The following is a 21385-nucleotide window of genomic DNA, read 5'->3' on the forward strand; positions in this document are numbered from 1 at the left end:
TGAACAGATAGCCATACCAAACCTGATTGAGGCAGGTCTTTGCTACCAAATCTTCAGATTTAAAAAGCAGTGCATATATAGATAATGTTGGCATCAAAAATTCTGCCAGCATTAATGTTGGTTGTTGATATCTTCACTGGTTATCAGACCAGACTGTGAAGAAAGAAGCAACTTTTTTTGTCTGCAACTGTGTGTATTTCTAAGATGCTATTACTTTATGTCAGAGTAATAGATGATGATAGTACCCTCAGGGGTACTATTTCTGTTGGTGGAAGAATAAGCCAGTGGAACATCAGGCAATATAGAGTCGCCAATTATAGTATATTTATACTATACTGCCAACGTATTTGTAAGCCGCTCGACATTTAAATTGCACCATCCAACCTACAACAGTCTTCACAAATTCAGGACTTACGCAAAAATAACGTAATTCCGTCATGACGAGCGATAGCGTACTCCTAAACAGAAGCAAGCTACGCACAGCGTCTCGTAGAGAAGTAATCCCCCCTGACGCTGGGATTGCTTTCCTACACTGCGTTTCGGTCGCAATGACAATATCGGCGTTGCCTAAGTCCTAAAATTAAAATATCCAAGCTAAATATGAAAAAGCCGATTGAATTTGTGAAAATGCAAAATCTAAAATCCAAAATCTAAAATTGATTGTTTTATGCAAAAAAATAACAAAATTGCTGTTGAATTTCGCAATGTTACCTTTAGCCGCAATCATCGCCCTTTAGTGTCAAATCTCAACTTTAGTATCAGCCAAGGAGAAGCACTAGTATTACTCGGTCGTAGTGGTAGCGGCAAAACTACAACAATGAAGTTAATTAATCGCCTATTCACACCTACACAAGGAGAAGTTTTATTTGATGGTATTCCTACAACTGAATGGAATGAAATTCAACTACGGCGAAAAATTGGTTATGTAATTCAAGAAATTGGTTTATTTCCTCATTTTACTGTAGAAAGGAATGTGGGTTTAGTTCCTTCTTTAGAAGGTTGGCAACCAAAAAAAATTAAAACGCGGGTTTATGAATTATTGCAATTAGTAGGTTTAGAACCTACTAAATTTGCAATGCGTTATCCACAGGAACTTTCGGGAGGACAACGGCAAAGAGTCGGTGTCGCCAGAGCTTTAGCAGCAGATCCACCAGTATTATTAATGGATGAACCCTTTGGCGCACTCGATCCAATTACCCGTATAGAAATTCAACAAGAATTCCGGAATTTGCAACAAGAATTAGGCAAAACAGTTGTTTTTGTCACCCACGATATTCAAGAAGCTTTTATTTTGGCATCTAGAATTGGTTTAATGTATGGCGGAGAATTGGTAGTATTGGGGACAAAAGATGAATTTATGCAATCTCAACATCCAGAAAGCCTTGCTTTTATGGCATGTTTACCAGACTTAAAAAATGCGTAATAAGGAAACTTATGAAAATTATGCTGAATTATGACTTGTAATTTATGAAAAATTTTTTCCTCGTTAAGTATGCACCAGAAATTCTTCAACATACTCTAGAACACTTTTTTTTAGTAGGCATTGCCATTGGAATTGCCATATTAGTGGGGATTCCATTAGGTATTTTAATTACACGTAAAACTTCTTGGCGTAAACCAATTCTCAGCATAGCCAACATTCTGCAAACTATCCCTAGTTTGGCGCTATTTGGCTTACTTATTCCCATTGCCGGCATTGGTGTAGTACCTGCAATTGTGGCTTTAACTTTATATTCTTTTTTACCAATAATTCGCAACACTTACACAGGAATAACTGGGGTAGATGCAGCAATTCGCGAAGCTGCCAGAGGTATGGGAATGACAGACAGACAATTATTATTACAAGTTGAGATTCCCTTAGCCATGAAAGTAATTCTAGCGGGGATACGAGTAGCAACTGTGATTGCTGTTGGTACTGCTACCATCGCAGCTGCAATTGGGGCTGGTGGGTTGGGAGTATTTATTTTTCGTGGGATATCACTAGTTAATGGTGAGTTAATTTTAGCTGGTGCTATTCCAGCAGCGGTAATTGCATTACTGGCTGATTTAGCAATTGGGTGGATAGAAAATCAATTAAAAATAGGCATAGATGAGTAGCAAATTAGGGGTCATATATATAGGAATTCGGTTTGATATTTGAAATGATTTGCGTAGTCAGGCAAAAGGCAACAGGCAACAGGCAATAGGGTTTCAGAGAATATAGGTATACGGAGTTATTTTCAAAAATCAAATAGGAGTCCTATATAAATGTAGAGACTAGCAATTACTAGTCTCTACCAACAATTTTTTGTGTAGCAAGGCTTTGCGCCCCTACCGCGTGGCCTATTTACCTGAAAATTGCTGTAAAAAAAGAATGTCACAGATACACACTGCAAAAACCTGATTCGATGGGCTTTCTTAATGTGTAAATTTTGAATTGGTATGAGAATTTAGAGTTAGAACTGGGTGAAAAATATCCTAATATGAACTAGGTGTACTTTGTTCCATTTGCTTGCGGAGGCTGAGTGGTCTCATATCAGTCCAAACTTCATCAATGTAAGCCAAACACTCTTCTTTAGAGCCAGTTTTGCCAGCATCTTTCCAGCCAAGAGGAACCTCTCTATCGGCTGGCCATATCGAATACATCTCTTCAGAGTTTACTACAACTTTGTAAACTGTCTTATCTACAGATGCATCAGTAGTTGTTGTCATCAGAACATTCGTACTGCTGAAATTAAAAGCAAAAGCAGGGGTTACTGGCCATGAAAAGACAATAGAAAGCAGAACACTAGCTACAACTGCTAGTTTGACGATCGCATTCTTCATAATTCAACTTATTTGTATTTTGTTGATACCGAAAGTTATTTTGTGACTTTTATTATCAAAGTGCAAGGACAGATAAGACAGTTAAGACAGTTAAGCAAATTTTTCATAAAAATTAAAGAATAATACCAATTTTGGATTTTTAATTTTAGATTCAAAGCCTTTACTAAAAAGCCGTTCCAAGAATTTGAAGCAATACTTCCTATGTCAATTTGGTATAAATTCTGTTTTTACTGGGACAGATTAGACGCTTGAGAGTTACTTCTCGATTGACTTTGATTTTCAGGTAAATGAACCAGATTATTTGTATATTAGTCCATCCCATTAATTTTGCGACAGACCGCTAGTCTGTTTTTCCTATTTGCTCTTCTTTTTGAAGTTGATGTTTTTGCCAGTTGTACTTTCGCAAATTAGTTTGCCACGACTCCATATAAGTGTAAAAAACTGGCGTTAAATAAAGCGTGAGAAACTGCGAGAACACTAAGCCGCCAACAACTGCTAAACCAAGGGGACGGCGTGTATCTGCTCCGGCTCCCAAACCAAGGGCGATGGGCAATGTACCCATTAGTGCTGCCATTGTGGTCATCATAATTGGGCGGAATCTCACCAAGCAGGCTTGATAAATTGCATCATAGGGAGTTTTCCCTTCTTGACGAGCTTCAATTGCAAAGTCAACCATCATGATCCCATTTTTCTTGACAATGCCAACCAGTAAAATGATGCCCACAAAGGCATAAATATTTAAGTCAACATCAAATATTAACAAAGTTAGCAGTGCCCCAAACCCAGCAGAAGGTAAGCTCGAAAGAATAGTCAGCGGATGAATGAAGTTCTCATAGAGAATTCCCAAGACAATATAAATTACGAAAATGGCAACCAGCAGTAGTATTCCTAAACCCTGAATTGAAGATTGGAACGCCTGGGCTGAACCTTGAAAGCCTGTACTAATAGTTGCTGGTAGTATTTGCCGAGAAATTTGTTCAATTTTTCCAGTAACATTACTTAGCGATATTCCAGGTTTGAGATTAAAAGAAAAGGTAACAGAAGCTAGTTGTCCTTTATGGTTAATAGTCAACGGCCCTACATCTTTAGTTAAAGTTGCTACAGCATTTAAAGGCACAAGTTGTCCATTGGGGGCACGAATCGAAAGCAAATCTAGGGCTTGGGAATTTTGTTGATATTTTGGTTCCACCCCCATAATCACTTGGTATTGACTGTCAGAGGCGTAGATAGTAGAAACTTGACGAGTACCATAGGCATTACTCAGGGCAGTTTCGATTTGATTAACAGTCAAACCCAGAGCCGACGCTTGGTCGCGGTTGATGTCTACTTTGACCTGGGGATTCTTGATTTGTAAGTCGCTGTTGACATCTTGTAATTCTGACAAGTTGCGGAGTTGATTTTCTAGAAGTGGAGCGTATTGATAAAGCTCTTGAATATTGGGACTTTGGAGAGTAAATTGATACTGCGCTTTTGTTTGTTGCCCGCCAATATTGATGGCAGGGGGATTTTGTAAGAAGACTTTGATTCCAGGTACACTTGACAACTTCGGTCGAAGTTCCTCCACTATTTCATCGGCACTGAGGTGGCGCTCGTGGCGGGGCTTGAGTTCGATTAACAGCCGTCCACTGTTAGCAGAGGCATTTGGGCCGCCGGCTCCCACACTGGAATTAATGGAATCGACATTAGGATCGCGGTAAGCGATCGCAGCTACAGCCTGTTGATGTTTTACCATTTCATCAAAGGAAATATCCTCTGATGCTTGAGTAGTTGCAGTAATTTGCCCTACATCAGCGTTGGGAACAAATCCTTTAGGTACAACGATAAATAGATAGATAGTCGCTACAAGAATTGCCCCTGAAATCACCATTGTTGTTCGGTGATACTTGAGCGATATCTTCAAACTCCAATCGTATCCCCGCAACAACAAATCAAAGAAACTTTCCGAAATATTGTAGAGACGAGTCTGGAAATTTTGGATTTTAGATTTTGGATTTTGGATTTGGGCATCGGGCGTTTCTCCCCCTGCTCCCCCTGCCTCCCCATCTCCCCATCTCCCCATCTCCCCATCTCCCTCATTCCCCTGATGATGAGGTGGACGCAAAAATCTAGAACACAGCATTGGCGTTAAGCTCAGGGAAATTACGCCAGAAACTAAGATGGCAACGCTGATGGTAACGGCAAACTCACGGAACAGTCGCCCTAAAATGCCTTCCATGAACAGTATAGGGATAAATACTGCTACCAAGGAAATGGTCATTGATAAAATTGTGAAACCAATTTCTCTAGAACCATTAAGGGCTGCTTCCAAACGACTTTCGCCCATTTCCATGTGGCGGACAATATTTTCTAGCATGACTACAGCATCATCCACCACGAAACCCACTGATAAAGTTAACGCCATCAGCGATAAGTTATCCAGGGAATAGCCAAGCAGCAGCATGACTGCAAAGGTGGCTACGATTGATAGCGGTACTGCCAAACTGGGAATGACTGTAGCCGAGATATTGCGAAGAAAGAGAAAAATTACCAGTACTACCAAAGCGATGGTGAGTAACAGCGTGAATTGTACATCATCTACGGATTCGCGAATTGATTGGGAGCGATCGTAGAGAATATTCATGTTCACAGCCGCCGGAATCTGTTTTTGGAAAGTGGGTAGCAGTTTTTTAATTGCATCCACCACCTCCACGGTATTAGTTCCCGGTTGGCGCTGAATTGCCAGAACGATCGCCCGCACGCCAGGATTTTGGATTTGGGTATGGGGAGTGCTGAGTGAGGAGTTAGGAGTTAGGAGTTGGGAGTTATTCTTTTTATTTCCTCCTGTCCCCATCTGTCCTATTTTCTGCTCTTTATTACCCTGTTTTGTCGGAAAATACCAGCTGGCAATCTTATCATTCTCAACGCTATCGAGTACTTGACCGAGTTCGCTTAGCTGCACGGGTGCGCCGTTTTGATAAGTTACAGTTAGGGAGCGATAGCTGGCGGCATCGTTGAGTTGGCCGTTGGCTTGAATTGTATAGTTCTGTTGCTGTCCGTAAAGTGTGCCGGTTGGTAGGTTGACATTTCCGTTAGCGATCGCATCAGCCACTTCATCGATGCCAATGCCTTTAGCACTCAATGATTCTGGATCGAGCTGAATCCTTACCGCGTACTTTTGCGAGCCGTACACCTGCACTTGCGCCACCCCATCCACCATTGACAAACGTTGTGCCAACAGTGTTTCGGCGTACTTATCTACTGTTGACAGCGGCAAAATAGATGAATTCAAGGAGATATAGAGGACTGGTTGATCTGCTGGGTTTACCTTGCGGAAAGAAGGGGGATTGGGCATATTAGTCGGTAACTGCCTCGCCGCTTTAGAAATAGCAGACTGTACATCCTGTGCAGCTCCGTCAATATCCCGATTCAAGTCAAATTGCAGCGTAATTTGTGCGCTACCCAAAGAGCTAGTAGAGTTCATTGAACTCAATCCGGCGATGCTAGAAAACTGCTGCTCTAAAGGAGTTGCAACGGAAGAAGCCATTGTTTCTGGACTGGCTCCAGGCAGGTTAGCCGTTACCTGGAGTGTCGGATAATCCACATTGGGCAAGTCACTAACAGGTAGCTGTTGGTAACTCATCAGTCCAAATATTAAGACGCCAACCATCACTAGGGTTGTCATGATTGGACGCCGGATGAATAGCTGGGAAATGTTCATGTGAGGAGTTAGGAGTTAGGAGTTAGGAGTTAGGAGTTAGGAGTTAGGAGTTAAGAGTTAAGAGTTAAGAGTGAGGAGTTAAGAGTTATTATTTTCCCCTCTGCCCCCTGCTCCCTGCCCCCCTGCTTTCCCTCCTACTTCGGGTTTCACCTGCACTGTGGCACCAGGTACTAGGTTGAATTGTCCATCGGTGACGATTTGCTCGCCTGGTTGCAAGCCTTGTTTGATTGCTGTTTGGTTGCCAATGGTGTCGCCTACGGTAATTGGACGCATTTCTACTGTTTTGTCTGGTTTGACTACAAATACAAATTGCCCTTGCTGTCCGGTTTGCACTGCTTGGGAAGGCACTGTTATGACATTGCGTTCTTCGGTTAGTTTGAGGACTACGTTGACAAACTGCCCTGGAACTAATCGTTCATCTGTGTTGGTAAATGTGGCTTTGAGTTGAATTGTGCCTGTTTGGGTATTAAGTCCGCTATCAACAAAGGTTAGTTCACCCCGTATCGGACGCCCTGTGTCTTTTGGAGGTATGGCAATGACTTCTAATTTGCCGTTAGCACTGTACTTCTTCAAATCTGGGAGTAACCTTTGAGGAATAGAAAAGGTCACGTAAATCGGTCGGATTTGGCTGATGGTAATTAATGGATCGGTGGCGTTGGCTTCTACCAAGTTGCCTCGATCGAGCTTCAGACTACCTGTACGTCCGGTAATTGGTGAGTAGATGGAACTGTAGGAAAGCTGAATTTTGGCATTGGCGATGGCAGCTTCGTCTGCTACTACTGCCGCTTGGGCGTTTTGCACGTCTGCTTGGGCTGCGGCTACGGCTGCTTGAGCGTCTGCGACACCGTTGCGATCTGCGTTCACTGTTGCCCGTTGAGCATCTGCTGTGGTTTGAAACTGATCTGCTTGTTCTTTGCTGATTGCCCCTTCCTTGAGTAAGCTGTTGTATCTTTTGGCCTGGACATCTGCGTTGGTGGCTTGGGCAACATCCTTGGCGACATTGGCTTTTGCTTGGTTGACTTGGGCGATCGCTTTCGTCACATTTGCCTGTGCCTGTTTCACCTGGGCTAAATCTTTGGCTTTAGCAGCATTAGCTTGCATCAGCGCTGCTTCTAAGGAACGGGAATCAATTTTAAATAACAAGTCTCCTTTCTTGACGTTCTGTCCCTGCTGAAAATAAACTCCAGTCAGTTGCCCGCCTACTTGGGACTTGACAGATACCGTGGAATATGCTTCTACTGTTCCCGTAGCCGATAGCTGTATTGGAATAGTTTTTTGAGTTGCAGTGGTAACCACCACTGGCACAGCCCGCTTTTTACCTGCTTGTTTGCCACTTGATTGAGCTTCGGAAGCGTTACAGGCAGAACATAAGTATGTCAAACCTAATATCACAAGCCATAACCGTCCTCTTGGAATCAAGCCAAAAAGACGAGGAATCATTTGAGTAACTAGAAATACAGGGGTTTTCGTCTTAATGGAGATGAAACAACGCATATTAAAAAATTAAAGGAAAGGGAAAGCACAGATATGTAGTAGTAAAGCAATGGTTTGAATATAGTCAACCAAAACTAAGCGACTGCATTAGCGATCGCCTGCTTTTAGTTGGTACTTAATTATCACAATGAGTGTCACCTATTTCCCTAAAGTAGGGTTTGTTGCCAAACATTGCATTTTCCGCAAAATCGTTGCGATCGATTTTTAGTGGATTCACTTAATATTAGTATTTCTAACTATTAGCGTACTAAATAATTTATTTTTTAGCTTAGCTCTTAAGAAGGAAATTTGTGTGAAGCTGGCTTGACATTCGTATGAATATCTGATGACATTTTGTCAATAATTTAATTCCAAATATCTGATTATTTATAGTTACTGTTAATTAAAAAATTTATAGCGATTCCCAGTTAAGTGAGGTACAGATACTATTTTGAAACCCTCCAGGGATGTGCAGTAAAGCGCAGCAAAAAGTCTGTAGCTTGCTTCCCACAGGTGCGCCGGCTTGGGGCGATAGAGTAGCGATTCGCTGTGCTTGCATGTATCTGGCTTCTCTTCTCTACGAGACGCTGCGCGAACGACGAACAGAACTTTTCAAGACAGAGGTACGCAGAGATTTGTACCCAGTAAACTAGGAAACGCTAAGGAAAAACTAAAAAATGAAAAAGTATTGTTTAAAATAGCAATACTTTGCCAATTAGAGGTTAACTTAATGAGATGTAGTGAGGCATTTAAAATGTTAATTCATTCGTTCATAAAATATAAGTTTGTTATTTTTGTATCAGTTTTTATTTTATTAGCAAATCCATTTAAAGTTATAGCCAGTTATGACCCCACTTTTACTAATTATCTAGAACAAATCAAGGATAAACTTCCCTCAGGATGGCAGATGCGTTTACCCTCTAAAATTCGTGTTAATAATTTAGTAGATGGAAAAAATAAGCAGTATTTAATTCGAGTTATTTGGGAAAACTCTTCATCCCGATTAACAGTTAATGTCTTTAGTTGTGACACTGGTGAATTATCTTGTTTGGTGGGTAGTTTTTCAGTAGATAGCAATACTTCAGTAAATGCCCAACAAGCATTTAAAAAACATAAATTAGCAGCAGCACCTATTACCCTAAAAGATGGTATCCAAGGATATTTCTTTGATGAATTAAAACAACAGCCTTCAACTGAATTTTCCTCAGTAATGTGGGAGCAAGAGGGTTTCCTCTATACCGTCGAATTTAATGCTCAAGAACGTCAAAATATTTTATATATGGCCTCTTCGATGGCCAAAGAGACACCAATTTATAGTGCGGTAGTTTCTACTGACACGAGATCTGAAGTTAATCAAACGGTATCTACTTCTCCATCTACTCCGTCAAATATTATCCAGCCTCAAGAAACTGTTAACAAGAAATACCTACTTCTGAATTTGAGCGATCGCCGTGTATATGTGTATAAAGATGGAAAATTACAAGCCAGTTATCCAGTTGCAATAGGCCGTTCCGGGTGGGAAACTCCTACTGGAACATTCGCAGTCATCAATATGGAACAAAATCCTATTTGGCAGAATCCTTTCACCCAAGAAATTATTCCAGCCGGTTCTCAAAATCCTCTAGGAGTTGCTTGGATTGGTTTTTTGTCGAATGGAGGTGCAGAAATTGGATTTCATGGTACTACCAATGAGAAATTAATCGGACAAGCTGTTTCTCACGGCTGCGTTCGGATGCGAAATCAAGACATCTTAAAATTATATCAACAGGTAACTATCGGTATGCCTGTCAAGGTAGTTCCGTAATGTAATCGTGATTAGTATCAATTTTTTTTTGCAGTGATGCAAAAATTTAGTATTATCGAAAATTAGATTTATTGTTATTTTGTATATTCAACTATAGGCGTATTCTCTAGCTTAATATTATCTGAAACGTTTGTTAAAATTATTGTTTTAGCTTGAGAAAACGCTATAGGACGATTACCAGAATTTAGATTTACTAGTTCAATACGTAACTGTTTAATACCTTGCTTTTGATTGGGAAGTGGTGGTTTATTAGCAAATTCAAAAATAGTTTGGACAGTTTTATTTTTACCAAAATCAACATCAATTTGCATCGGTTTATTTTTGACATTTATCACTTGATATTTTGCTTCGACACCAAAAAGTCCAAACTGAGATTTGTTAATGATAAATAATTTGTTATCCTCAGTAAAAATATAAAACATAGTTTCATTTGAAGATGGATCTTTTCCTTGCCACTTACCCTTGAGTTCTTTAATTACATCTTCCTCTGCTGTAGATTGCTCATTTGTCTCAGGTTTTTGATTTTGGTCAGAGGAATTAGTTGCGTCAGGTTTTTGATTTTGGTCAGAAGAATTAGTTGTCTCAGGTTTTTGATTTTGGTTAGAAGAATTATGTTCTGGATTAGTAGAAGTTTGAGCTAAGGAACCTGTTGGTGTAGCGATTGCCTGAAAACTCAAATTTGGCTCTAAAACAAGCAACATACTCCAACATAAACCAATTAAAAATTTTTTGTTTGGAATAAAAAATAAGACTGCCAAATTTTTCATAAATCGTACAATTTTTAAATTATAATTCAATTGGGAAAAATGCATTGACTTGATAGACATAACAACCTTTTGAGTATTGATTGAAGTACCACAGATTAATTTTGGATTTCCATTGAGAAATCATTACTATTTACCAACAACGTCCAGAGCGACCACTGGCAAGACAAGGATTAGTAATTGGAGGATTCTTTTTGCCAGTCGAAGAGTTATTAGGATTAGGTGTAGGCGTAGAATTGTTAGTTGAAGAGTTATCAGGATTAGGCGTAGGGTTAGAACTAGTAGTTGAAGAGTTATCAGGATTAGGCGTAGGGTTAGAACTAGTAGTTGAAGAATTATCAGGATTAGGCGTAGGGTTAGAACTAGTAGTTGAAGAATTATCAGGATTAGGTGTAGGCGTAGAATTGTTAGTTGAAGAGTTATCAAGACTTGGCGCAGAGATAGAACTGGTAGTTGAAGAGTTATTGCTATTATTCGCAAAATTAGAACGTCCAGTGCCTAAGTTCTCTAAAGCTTGTTTAACAGCTGGAATTTCTTCAGCTTTTTTTAGAAAAGATTCAATAGCGATGCCTCCACCGTCTCGTTGATGAATACCTACCAAGCTACCATTTTTGTTAACTACAGCACCACCACTACCACCACCACTAGTCCAAACCCCATCATATTTTATCTGCATGACTGGACTCAAATTAGCATAACCATTAAATTTCCCAATCTTACAGAAAAACTTTACCTTTGCCTCATTTCCATCCTGGAACTTAGGCCAACCAGCCACATAAACTATATCTTTTCCCAGCTGTAATTGTTTTGATTCTCCTAAAGGCAAAAAATCGGTAGTTAATGGAGTCTTTGATTCAAGTTGAATAATAGCTATATCATCAGATTTAGGAGAATTGTCTAATCGACGAAATTCTAGAGGATTATTATTACTATTTGGAAAATTTGCATAAACGTTAGTTGATGGGATATTACTAGTAAGAACATGACCGACAGAAAAGGCATATAGAGTTTTATTATCTTGGGCAAATAAGACAGCAGTGCCATAAGGTGAAGGTTTTAATTGAAACCCTTCTGAGAAATAGATAACCAGCAAATTTTTTTTCACACTTGCCTGAATTTCAGCAGGGCAAGTTGTTGTTTCTGTTTGTGAACTAGGTTGTGCCATCCCAATGTACGAATTGGAAAAAATAAAGGCACTACTGATTAATGCTGTGTGAATAATTAAACTTAATTTCATATTTCAGTCTTCTTTTACCAAGTTTTTTTACATCGAGTTGTTAGTCAATTTTAGTTTGACATCAAAACTTCTGGAGGAACCATTTTGAGAAAGTCATTTAGAGGAATTACATCTCCTGTTGAGGAATGAATCCCAATTAAATTGCCTGATTCATCAAGTATAATCCCGCTGCTGAGATTAATAGAATTGTTGTACATTAGTTTGGCTTCATTTTGCGAATTTACTACTTTTGTTAGTTTGCTTGGAGTTATATTCAATTGAATAGTTTTACCTAGAATAGTCGCACCAATTATATAAATAGAAGATTCTGGAGTTAAAGTATTGGGACTATAAGAATATCTTATAAATGGAACTTGATAATTTATAGAACTACTGAATTGTAATAAAGCTAATTTTAAATCGGGTCGGTTGCTAATAATCTTAGCTGGATATTGTTTTGTATCTAATTGATTATAAGTTCCTACTTCATAATAATCCTGAGTAAAAACCACATTAGAATTAGTTAAAACATAGTAAATTCCACCATGTTTTTTAGCAATTATAACTCCAGTACCAGAAAATTTAGTGGAGTCTGACAAGCTAGGTCTAATAATTTTGACTGTAATTTGTGCTGCTAATTTTTGTATATTTTCATTAGAAGCCTGCGATCCCAAAACCACAGGAGTTTTGATAGTTGTTGGTAGTGGGATACTAGTAACATTGTTACTATCTCTTTTTAAAGATAAAAACTGTAAGTCACGATGATTAACAATTGTTTGAATGGGAATTGCCCAACTTGAAGATTTTAAGACTTCTAGAGGTTCCGGAACTTGGGTTCCATCTCTATATAAATAGAGATTGCGGTTCACAAAAATGGCGGGTCTACCTTTACCATTAATACCAACGACTTTACCTTGTTCATTAAACAGTGGCCCTCCGCTCATCCCGTTTTGAACCTCTAGGTAATACCCCAATTGATAACCTTGTTTCATCGGCGCTTTAAGTTGAAGAGAAACATCTGCTAAGGAGGTGCAGAAAATGTTTCCTCTTTTGTGAGGGGGATTAGGAGTCATCGGAAAACCAGCAGCCAAAACTTTTTGTCCTTGTCTCCATTGTTCAATTTCAGCTGTTTGGTAGGATATTAAAGGGCTATTAAATTGTAAAATAGCTAAATCTAAATCGTTTTCAGCAGAACTATTTTTGCTAAAGATTTTGGAGACATTAGCTTCATAGGTCTGGTAATTGTTGCCGTCAAAAACTTGGATAGGGTAGCTTTTTTTATTCCCTTTGAGGACATGTCTATTTGTTAGGATGTAATAAACCGTACCTCGCTTTTGAATTAAAATACCTGAACCCCAAAATTCTCCATCTAATATTCTGACGGTATTTATTTTTGCAAGTTTACACAAGTTGCTCTCAGATAGAGGAATAGATGACTTCTGAGTTAAACTAAGCTGAAAAATAATTTGAGCTAATACAAGAAAATTAGGAGTTTCAATTAGTCGCATAAGTAACACGCTACTAAGTCCAACTCCTAATATGAATAAACGCCAGTTCATTTTTTGATTTGTTTACAGGATATGTTCATTTGTTCAATCTATACCTGATGTTAATTCCAACCAAATTAGGGTGATAGTTTTACTTAAGAATAGTTAGTTGGATCTTCGGCAAAGTCCGTTTCTCCCCCTTATACAACCACCGTCATAGGTGGAAGGTTCTTTAGGTCGGAGATTTTGGTTCATTTTGAAAACATCAATGATAAGAAACCCTTCTCTCATTTTTGTCAATCCTCCTGATTCTAGTAGTTCTCGTGTCGTTCTTTCTTCGGTTTGAGCCGCAATTTGCTCGATCGCTGGTTGGGCATCTTTTCGTGATTTGAGAGTATATAGTATTTGTCTATCAGGACACGTAATAGGTTTGCTTGTCTGAACTCTTGAGGCACACAGAACAGGTAGCCCAGCTTGAGCAGCATCCGAGCCAGAGGTACCAGGAACAATAAAATTCAAGTTGTTATCTTGCCTATTCTGCTCAAATTTTTGGGAAACCTTCTGACAACGTTCCTGAGGTGTTGCAACCTTAGAAAAGTAATTAGATACCCACAATATAAATACTAGTTCGCTAGTACCAGATTGATAAATGGTGGCTGGATCTTTACCACTAGTCCCACAATAGTAATACCCTGGTATACTTTGAGCCGTGCTGGTTTGGGTAACAATCGCAAGGCTACCGAAGGCCACAGCGATCGCAGTTATTTTTCGTGTAATAAATTTAAGTCTCATCGTTTACTCAATGCTCCTATGGAAATCAAATAGAAAGCTGCAAGAGCTTGAGTCTATTTTCGGTTACAAATCACCAAATTTAATGATTTTTGCATATAATTCACGTATTTTTTATAAAAACTCTAATTGATATTTTTCTCCGGACGAAAATTATTTTTTACACAAACCGAGAACCCCTCTTGAACAGTCAAATGGAGTTGTATAAGGCTTAAATGTCCGCCAATAACTAGCAATAAGAGCTAGACAAGCAGCCACAGCACTTACAACAACTGATACTAAAGTAATGTATACAACCACTGGCCGCTCTGAGGGTTTAAGATTTCGGGACATTTTCATTCGCTTCAGCAATTTCAGCGATACTTTATGATTGATATTATACGGTTTATATATACGCATTAGTGAAATTTACATTACACTTTTTGAAATATTTTATTAAGTATTTTTAACTACGATTAAGTATTTTATTTATCATAATTCAAATTTAAAAATCTTGTCCTACGAGTGTGAATGTAAAAACCCCGCTCTGCAAGAGTGTAGAGCGGGGTAGTTAGTAGTTATATGTAAATACAGCGTGAGTTCGGGTTTTTTTCTTGCTCAAGGACTACTCAAGTCAAGTAGCTTAATAGGTAAATTTATAGAAAGCCAAAGATATTAAGCTATGCGTAGTACTTCAAATTAAGGTAGGCATAGACCTGTAGCGCCAATACCATCTCCAGTTGCACATTTTTTGCGAATATCTGTAATTTCATTATTGATTCGTCCAATTTGGCGATCGCATTTTTCAATTTGCTCCTTTCCTGGCTCCAAAATCAAAGATTTAGAGTAATCTAAAATAATTCTATTAAGTTTTTCTAACGCTAGATCGTATTCAGCTTTAATTTTGTTTAGTTGTGAAATCCGTCTAGTTTGACCCTGTTGAAATTGTTCTAAGGCTTGATCTGCTGTATTCACTACGATCGCAGCTTCATTCAATAACTTTTGAGCTTTTTGTTCGTAGTCTAAACGTTTTTCTAAATTGCTCAATAGACTCCTATAAGAAGATAAATGCTCCTGTAACTTCACCGCAAGAGCGTTAGTAGCAGAAATTGACTCTAGAGTATTTATTGCCTTCTTCAAAACACTTTCTGATTCCTGAAGATCCTTAATACTTTTAGCATTGTCCATCAGTTTAATTGCTATTTGAGCAAAACCTTCTGCTTGAGTCAGTTGTTCTTGTACCTGTACTTTGCCTGTAGGTGTGGGTGTAGGTGTGGGTGTAGGTGTGGGTGTAGGTGTAGGTGTGGGTGTAGGTATTGTAGGTGTGGGTATGGGTGGCGGAGGTGGTGGCGGAGGCGGAGGCGGTGGTAGTATTGAGGTAATTCTACTCAATAGGAAAATTCCAAATACTGCACATAAACTAATAACGACATAAACTATTATCGCTGCTTGATTCCATGCTCTAATTTGCTTAACATCTCCCTTGCATTTAGGACAGGTGGTTGTATCTCCTAAATCTTCTTTTGCAACAAATTTAGGACAGTCATGTTCAGCGTCTCCTTTACATACAGTTTTAACAATTGGTCTTAAGTGGAGAAATTTCATTTTATTCAAAACTCTTTGCGTAAATAAATTACAACACGATTAGCTATTTTTTGATATTTCTGATATACAGAACTGTCTCTTCCATATTCTTGAAAACGTTCGCCAACACAAATTTTAAGTTGATTCTCTATTTTTTGTAAAACTTCATAATTAAGACGTGCATCCTGACATTTTTTCATGAATTTATCTGTTAATAACTCACGAGCAGTTCTAACTTGTTCGTTAATAGGATGATTGGCAATAGAATCATTTATAAAAATTGTAAAAACCTCATCCCATTGGTATCCTAGTACATAAGATTGAATTCCAATCAGCCCATCTTGTTCAAATTCATAGCGAATTTCATTTCTATTAGTTTGTTGATTTTTGATAAAACTTATCCAACCAAACGCGCGAGCTAGAACAAAAACTTCTTCAGCATTTTGAATTTGTTGCTGTTGCTGTTGTGTTAGCAGATAAAGATTATACAGATTAGGCACAACTTTTTTATCAATATGTAATGCCTGTTGATGCGGGTAACTTTCATAACGCTGCTTTAAAGTTGATAAACATTCGATAAAACGTAGAGGAAAGGCTTTCTTTTCTTGCAAAAAAGTAATTCTATTTCCATCATTAGCGTTATGAGTTTGATAAACTCCCACAGATTTTATATCGTCTATTACTACAAGATGGTTAGGACGGCCTTCATGTCCGATTTGTCCTTGATTCTTATCTAGATTGGGAACACTTATAATCTCAACCGATGTTGGAACTATTTGCGTATCAAGCTGTACTTCTGACGGAGCAAATTTCAGAAAAGATGTAGATAATCTTTTAACATCATTTAAAATTTGCTGGCGTTCTTCGCTGTTAGGATATTGATTAATAAATTTATCATAGAGTGTAAATTTACTGACGTTTGCTGGAAAAGTTTCGCTGCATACCCAATCATAAGCCGTTTGATACAAAAATCTTTCTAGATTGTGTTGTTTAATTATTTGCGTCAAATCTAAATCTTGTTGTCCTAGATTAATCCGAATCCGATTTTCGATTTCAGATTTGATAGTTTGATTATTGACTTGATTAGTTAGCTCTTCTAAGCCTATTTCATTAAAGATAACTTTACCGTTTTCTTGAGTTCCCTTACTTAATTGTTCTAGTAAATCTTTTAATATGCCATTGAGTTTATTGAGTAGTTGCTCGGCTAGATTTTTCCAGGTTCCTAAATCTTCTTGAATTTTATCGATTTCAGGAATTATTTTCCCTAAAAAATTTAATGCGTATTTATTAGCTTTCAGACCCGCAAGGGTTATTAAATAATCTTTAAGTTTATCACTAATCTCCTTACGATCTTGCTGAAAAGTCAGATATAAAAGGCCAACTTCCCTTTTTTTAACTGCGTCAAGAACTTTAGCTAAATTTTGCCTGCTTCTGGTAACTCTTTGCTCGTATCTATCATTAGATTGTTCGCCCAATCTAGCTTTAAATTCATCTATTATTAGCTTTAATTCCGATATAAATTTTTCAGTATATTCGATGCCAAAATCAGGATTAATTAAATAACTTGTTATCTTTTCTCTGGTGAGATTAACTGCAACTTCAACCGCTCCTTTAGCATCTTTATCTAGTTGTTGATAAAAATTAACTATGCCTATTCCTCTAAATTTTTCTTCTATATTTGTACGGATTATCTCAGTATTATCTCCTAATTTTCTTGCAGCAATTCCACTTAATTCTCTATCTATTTGGTTATTTATTTCAACTTCATAGTTAAAATAACTCTTATTTCCAAAAGGATCGCTATCTCCCAGCAAATGAGAGAGAGAAAGACGAATGCTATCTAGCTCAGTTTTTACTCGTTCATTAATATTTTTGGGATAATTTGTTTCAGCAGTCCAAGAAAAGACAACAATTGTAGCAAGTTTATAAGCTAAACACTTATAAATTGCTTCTCTAGGATAGCTAACAGTTGAAATGCCAAATGTTGAAAAATAAGAAGCGTGTTGATCTCCTGTTACTGGATCTCTTTTTAGATTTCCTAATGATGGGTTGTCCATAATAGCATCAACCCGATCTGCTGCTTCTCCACCTTGAATGTTTAAAAAGAGTCTCTGAGCAATTAATAGGGGTAAACTAGCCAAGTCAATAACTGTACCATCAGAATTGCGAGGTTCTAAAAGATAGCAATTATTATAGGGAACTTTCTCTGGTGCAAATGGATAATAATTTAGTTCTTTTAAGGCAGCATAAGCATTAGAATGATAACGTTCATGCCAACCTGTGATTGCAAGAGGTGGAATGACAAAAAAACCATAAAATTTATTTTGGTTATTCCCTTTTTGGTATAAATGCCAATTTTCTAAATCCCAAGAAAAAGGTAAAAACATACCACTTCCTGTTCCACCACTTAGTCCACAAATGAGATAAAATCTCCAATCTGTCAATTCTCTATGAGAGTGATTTAAAGCGTCATAGCAATTAGTACAAGCCTGTTGTACTCTTTGTTTATTTTCACTAAATTCATAAATCAGTCTGCCATAGGCACGAATACCTTTAGCTCCATTACCAGGTTCACCGATGTAATTACTAATAGTTGGAAGCCAAGCATCAATATCTGGATAATTTACTGAATTCTGTACTAATGGGCCAAGACGATCCCCTGTGATAATTATTTTTTCAGCAGGTGTCAAACTAATATTTTTACCTAGTACCGACCAATTATGTCGAGTAATATCATTAATATCTGTATCTATATAAAGAAATTTAACTGCTGATACTTCTGATGCTTGTAATCCCTGTTCATAGCGTTCTACAATCAGCCTACGAATTTCACGAATCGCTGTCAGTCCTGTTCCACCAATGCCAATAATGAGCGTTTTTTTCATAATTTATCACTAATTAGTAGAGTCTTAGGTTAGCTGTTGCAAATGCTGAAAAGGCTTTCGAGGATAAAGTTCACCTTTAGTATGAACTGAGGCGCAATATCAAAATGTGTGGACTAGAGTTACTGTCCACATTTATAGATTGGTATTTAAAACAGTCTTTATTCGGCAATCACACAACCAAATTAATACATCATTATTATGGGGTCAATAGACTGCTACTATTATTCACCTATAGTTCATAGTTCAAGGTTGCTTTGTAACACTGTTTGGTGTAGAAAATAAATAAAATTTTAGACTCCAAGTATCTCAAAGCCTTGATAAATCGTCAGTAGTTCAGGGCGATTAAAAAATAAAGTTTTAGAATTGAGGGTAACTCTGACTAGACAACCATAACTCAAAAATCTAGAAGTATGGAAAAACCACAAGGTTGCAAGTGGCCTTTGAGATACGTAGAGACCAAACAAAAGGCTTACCGTAGGGCAAGCCAATAAGAAGTCGAGAAATTGGATGATTTATTGTTTTGAGTTCCCTAACGCTCTTTCATCACTCTCTCTAGAGAAAAAAGCAATAATCCTTACTAAACAGGACTTATATCATGTCCGCTTGATTACTTATTAAACCCGAAAAACCCCAAAGAGCCAAAGCTACGCTTTGTCTCCCCTTAGCAAGGGGTGGGGTGCAATGGCTGTGGGAATCATAACTAATTATGCGGACATGATATTACAGCCAAAAGAAATAATTTTAGCCATAATATTAGAAAATAAAGCTCCAAACCCAGTTTATGTCTGTAGTTGAAAACTTAGCTGAGATTTTTATTTGACCAGAGTGATTTAAAAGCGCTAAGCTCAATCTACAAAAAAATGATGAAGGTTTTGGTGGGTGCTAAGTTCAATATTTTGTTCAAGCAGCGCAAACAAAAGGGGCAGACTTAGAACCCGCCCCTTTTGGTTGTGATATGCTGCGCCCAACGGCTGTTGCTATGAGCTTTAAACTATTAACTAAATCCACCATATCTTGTAAAGAAAGTGCTTGACGGGCGTCAGAAACAGATTTTTCTGGTTCTGGGTGACATTCAATTATTAACCCATCTGCACCGCAAGCGATCGCAGCTCTAGCTACCGGCGCTACTAATTCCCGTTTACCTACGGCATGGGAAGGATCTACAATCACAGGCAGGTGAGTTATTTGTTTGAGTGCTGCTACTGCACCTAAATCTAGAACGTTGCGGGTGTAATCATCGAAGCTGCGGATACCCCTTTCACACAACACCACATCAGGATTCCCATGACTGAGAATATATTCAGCAGCCATCACGAATTCTTCAATTGTCGCTGCTAAACCACGCTTGAGCAGTATGGGTTTGCCAGCTTGCCCTAAAGCTTTGAGCAAATCGAAGTTTTGCATATTGCGGCTACCAACTTGCAGCATATCAGCGTAAGCCGCCACAGATTCAATTTGGGAAATTGACATCACCTCAGTGACAACTGGCATATTGTACTGCGATCGCACCCCCGCCAAAATTTCCAATCCTTGCTCCCCCATACCTTGGAAAGCGTAGGGAGATGTCCGGGGTTTGTAGACACCACCACGCAAAGCTTGTACCGATGCAGTAGATAGCTTTTGGGCTACTGTCTCCATTTGTTCCCAGCTTTCAACCGTACAAGGGCCACCGATAATTACCAATTCCTCACCACCGAAAGCAACTTTTTCTGAAAGTTTAACGATTGTCTGATGGTTGGGATGAGATTGTGCAGCCAGTTTAGCGTTAATCATGGTTTAATTCTCCTAAGAAATTGAGTATTTGGAATTGAAAGTGTTGACCGTTGACTGTTGACTGTTGACCGTTGACTGTTGACTGTTGACTGTTTAGCAAGGAGTCAAGAATTATTCTTTCCATGCCCAATGCCCAATGCCCAATGCCCAATGCCCAATGCCCCATGCCCCATGCCCCATGCCCTAATAAAAAAACCCAGAACCTTGGAAAGTTCCGGGCGCGTTGTGCTTTATCGGCATTACGCTATTTACCCGGAACTGACTCTGGGCCAAAAGTAAAAGCCGTAAAACCAACTACTGAAATAACTCGTCACAATGAAATTCTCCTTAAAAAACAAAAACCGCAGAGTTCGCTCTGCGGTTCACCGGGGGGTTTCCATGTGGAAACTTAATTCACCGCCGGTGAACCACCCTAAACCAGAAATAAAAATAGGAATTTGTGTTAAACATTGGCGAGGCGTTTTAGCTGGAAAATTTAACTAAACTAGATAAATCTATGTATAGTAACATTAACAAAAGGAATTAGTGTTGTCAAGACCCCCACAACAGCTAAAAAAGCGATAAACTCAGTACAACTGGGGGAATCAAGACTATAAGCATTTCTTCATGAAATGCTTGGTGTAGGTTGCTTTTTGTAGAGGAGTCACCAAAATTCACTCATCAAGCTTGTTCTGATGCCTATGACAAGTCGTCTTTTGCGCGTCTAGGCTCAAAAGTGGCGCATCGTACCTGAAATGAGTTTTCAGATTTTTCTTTGAATTTAGACGCTTACATTTTAAGCTTTTTTATCCTCAATTTCCCAGAATTTGTATCATGAAGTTTTCGTTGATTGTTTGCCTAGAAGAAGAAAGTGGCTTGCCATACGACGTTGTGATAGTTATATAACTTTACAAGTATTGGTATGTCATAACTAAATAAATAGTGTAAATAATCAAAAATCAATGAAAAAACTTGAAAAGTCCAGATGAATAGATACAGCAAATTTACAGTGGCATAGCCTTTCAAAAATTGGGAAAGCTACGATTCCAAAATCAAAACATCTAATTTTCCTGACTTTTGTTTTTACCTTGCGAAAGCTAATTACAGACAATTGAGAAATGGCATACATTATTCTTTCCCAAGTCTTTAT

Annotated in this window: 16 protein-coding genes; 5 read left to right on the forward strand and 11 right to left on the reverse strand. The window is 38.3% G+C overall.

Annotated elements, in window-relative coordinates; translation table 11 throughout:
• The first annotated feature begins 667 nt into the window (after window positions 1-667).
• Window positions 668-1423 (forward strand): ATP-binding cassette domain-containing protein, encoded by a 756-nt coding sequence (locus VF06_RS08590; RefSeq protein ID WP_099069171.1) that lies wholly within the window; start codon window positions 668-670, stop codon window positions 1421-1423.
• Between the two features lie 44 nt (window positions 1424-1467).
• On the forward strand, window positions 1468-2097 hold the full coding sequence (locus VF06_RS08595) for an ABC transporter permease (RefSeq protein WP_099069170.1): 630 nt from the start codon (window positions 1468-1470) through the stop codon (window positions 2095-2097).
• A 360-nt stretch (window positions 2098-2457) separates the two neighbouring features.
• Here the strand turns inward: VF06_RS08595 and VF06_RS08600 are convergent, their stop codons facing one another.
• The 3 genes from VF06_RS08600 to VF06_RS08610 form a co-directional block, all read right to left on the reverse strand.
• Window positions 2458-2691, reverse strand: coding sequence for an MbtH family protein (locus tag VF06_RS08600; RefSeq protein ID WP_099069190.1), 234 nt, complete (start codon window positions 2689-2691; stop codon window positions 2458-2460).
• A gap of 454 nt (window positions 2692-3145) precedes the next feature.
• Complete coding sequence (locus VF06_RS08605; protein ID WP_099069169.1) at window positions 3146-6502, reverse strand: efflux RND transporter permease subunit; 3357 nt, start codon at window positions 6500-6502, stop codon at window positions 3146-3148.
• Window positions 6503-6580: 78 nt separating this feature from the next.
• Window positions 6581-7942, reverse strand: coding sequence for an efflux RND transporter periplasmic adaptor subunit (locus VF06_RS08610; protein WP_244918184.1), 1362 nt, complete (start codon window positions 7940-7942; stop codon window positions 6581-6583).
• Window positions 7943-8442: 500 nt separating this feature from the next.
• Here VF06_RS08610 and VF06_RS39025 point away from each other — a divergent pair, with 500 nt between their 5' ends.
• Both VF06_RS39025 and VF06_RS42515 read left to right on the forward strand, forming a co-directional pair.
• Complete coding sequence (locus tag VF06_RS39025; RefSeq protein WP_143861628.1) at window positions 8443-8628, forward strand: hypothetical protein; 186 nt, start codon at window positions 8443-8445, stop codon at window positions 8626-8628.
• 101 nt (window positions 8629-8729) lie between these two features.
• Window positions 8730-9779, forward strand: coding sequence for a L,D-transpeptidase (locus VF06_RS42515; RefSeq protein WP_244918185.1), 1050 nt, complete (start codon window positions 8730-8732; stop codon window positions 9777-9779).
• A 74-nt stretch (window positions 9780-9853) separates the two neighbouring features.
• Here the strand turns inward: VF06_RS42515 and VF06_RS08620 are convergent, their stop codons facing one another.
• From VF06_RS08620 to VF06_RS42520, 8 genes are all read right to left on the reverse strand, one after another.
• Entirely contained in the window at window positions 9854-10606 is a 753-nt protein-coding gene (locus VF06_RS08620; RefSeq protein WP_099076550.1) for a hypothetical protein, read from the reverse strand.
• 70 nt (window positions 10607-10676) lie between these two features.
• Window positions 10677-11780, reverse strand: coding sequence for a trypsin-like peptidase domain-containing protein (locus VF06_RS08625; protein WP_099069166.1), 1104 nt, complete (start codon window positions 11778-11780; stop codon window positions 10677-10679).
• Window positions 11781-11830: 50 nt separating this feature from the next.
• Window positions 11831-13318, reverse strand: coding sequence for a S1 family peptidase (locus tag VF06_RS08630; RefSeq protein ID WP_099069165.1), 1488 nt, complete (start codon window positions 13316-13318; stop codon window positions 11831-11833).
• Between the two features lie 93 nt (window positions 13319-13411).
• Entirely contained in the window at window positions 13412-14038 is a 627-nt protein-coding gene (locus tag VF06_RS08635) for a COP23 domain-containing protein (RefSeq protein ID WP_099069164.1), read from the reverse strand.
• Window positions 14039-14713: 675 nt separating this feature from the next.
• A complete protein-coding gene (locus tag VF06_RS40475) occupies window positions 14714-15619 on the reverse strand; it encodes a hypothetical protein (RefSeq protein ID WP_099069163.1) in 906 nt (301 codons plus the stop codon).
• 5 nt (window positions 15620-15624) lie between these two features.
• The gene (locus VF06_RS08645; RefSeq protein ID WP_099069162.1) at window positions 15625-18483 is read right to left on the reverse strand and encodes a tubulin-like doman-containing protein; all 2859 of its coding nucleotides are present in this window, start codon (window positions 18481-18483) and stop codon (window positions 15625-15627) included.
• Window positions 18484-19383: 900 nt separating this feature from the next.
• Window positions 19384-20256 carry a 3-deoxy-7-phosphoheptulonate synthase gene (aroF, locus tag VF06_RS08650; RefSeq protein ID WP_099069161.1) on the reverse strand — a complete coding sequence of 291 codons (873 nt, stop codon included), beginning with the start codon at window positions 20254-20256 and terminating at the stop codon, window positions 19384-19386.
• A complete protein-coding gene (locus VF06_RS42520; RefSeq protein ID WP_257208116.1) occupies window positions 20249-20380 on the reverse strand; it encodes a hypothetical protein in 132 nt (43 codons plus the stop codon). Before VF06_RS42520 ends, aroF begins: the two co-directional genes overlap by 8 nt.
• Between VF06_RS42520 and VF06_RS40485 the strand changes: the two genes are divergently transcribed.
• Window positions 20379-20648, forward strand: a complete 270-nt coding sequence (locus tag VF06_RS40485; protein ID WP_180267486.1) for a hypothetical protein — start codon at window positions 20379-20381, stop codon at window positions 20646-20648. The genes VF06_RS42520 and VF06_RS40485 overlap by 2 nt on opposite strands.
• Window positions 20649-21385: the final 737 nt, after the last annotated feature.

Origin of the sequence: Nostoc linckia z4, from assembly GCF_002608075.1 — a bacterium.
Lineage (GTDB): Bacteria > Cyanobacteriota > Cyanobacteriia > Cyanobacteriales > Nostocaceae > Nostoc > Nostoc linckia.

Excerpts from the sequence above, each read along its gene's own strand:
- VF06_RS39025 (WP_143861628.1), top strand. The coding sequence starts at position 8,443 with ATGTGCAGTAAAGCGCAGCAAAAAGTCTGTAGCTTGCTTCCCACAGGT.
- VF06_RS08645 (WP_099069162.1), bottom strand. The coding sequence starts at position 18,483 with ATGAAAAAAACGCTCATTATTGGCATTGGTGGAACAGGACTGACAGCG.
- VF06_RS08625 (WP_099069166.1), bottom strand. The coding sequence starts at position 11,780 with ATGAAATTAAGTTTAATTATTCACACAGCATTAATCAGTAGTGCCTTT.
- VF06_RS40475 (WP_099069163.1), bottom strand. The coding sequence starts at position 15,619 with ATGAAATTTCTCCACTTAAGACCAATTGTTAAAACTGTATGTAAAGGA.
- VF06_RS08605 (WP_099069169.1), bottom strand. The coding sequence starts at position 6,502 with ATGAACATTTCCCAGCTATTCATCCGGCGTCCAATCATGACAACCCTA.
- VF06_RS42515 (WP_244918185.1), top strand. The coding sequence starts at position 8,730 with ATGTTAATTCATTCGTTCATAAAATATAAGTTTGTTATTTTTGTATCA.
- VF06_RS08620 (WP_099076550.1), bottom strand. The coding sequence starts at position 10,606 with ATGTCTATCAAGTCAATGCATTTTTCCCAATTGAATTATAATTTAAAA.
- VF06_RS08595 (WP_099069170.1), top strand. The coding sequence starts at position 1,468 with ATGAAAAATTTTTTCCTCGTTAAGTATGCACCAGAAATTCTTCAACAT.
- VF06_RS08590 (WP_099069171.1), top strand. The coding sequence starts at position 668 with ATGCAAAAAAATAACAAAATTGCTGTTGAATTTCGCAATGTTACCTTT.
- VF06_RS40485 (WP_180267486.1), top strand. The coding sequence starts at position 20,379 with ATGCCCAATGCCCAATGCCCAATGCCCAATGCCCAATGCCCCATGCCC.
- VF06_RS08610 (WP_244918184.1), bottom strand. The coding sequence starts at position 7,942 with ATGATTCCTCGTCTTTTTGGCTTGATTCCAAGAGGACGGTTATGGCTT.
- VF06_RS08600 (WP_099069190.1), bottom strand. The coding sequence starts at position 2,691 with ATGACAACAACTACTGATGCATCTGTAGATAAGACAGTTTACAAAGTT.
- VF06_RS42520 (WP_257208116.1), bottom strand. The coding sequence starts at position 20,380 with ATGGAAAGAATAATTCTTGACTCCTTGCTAAACAGTCAACAGTCAACA.
- VF06_RS08630 (WP_099069165.1), bottom strand. The coding sequence starts at position 13,318 with ATGAACTGGCGTTTATTCATATTAGGAGTTGGACTTAGTAGCGTGTTA.
- aroF (WP_099069161.1), bottom strand. The coding sequence starts at position 20,256 with ATGATTAACGCTAAACTGGCTGCACAATCTCATCCCAACCATCAGACA.
- VF06_RS08635 (WP_099069164.1), bottom strand. The coding sequence starts at position 14,038 with ATGAGACTTAAATTTATTACACGAAAAATAACTGCGATCGCTGTGGCC.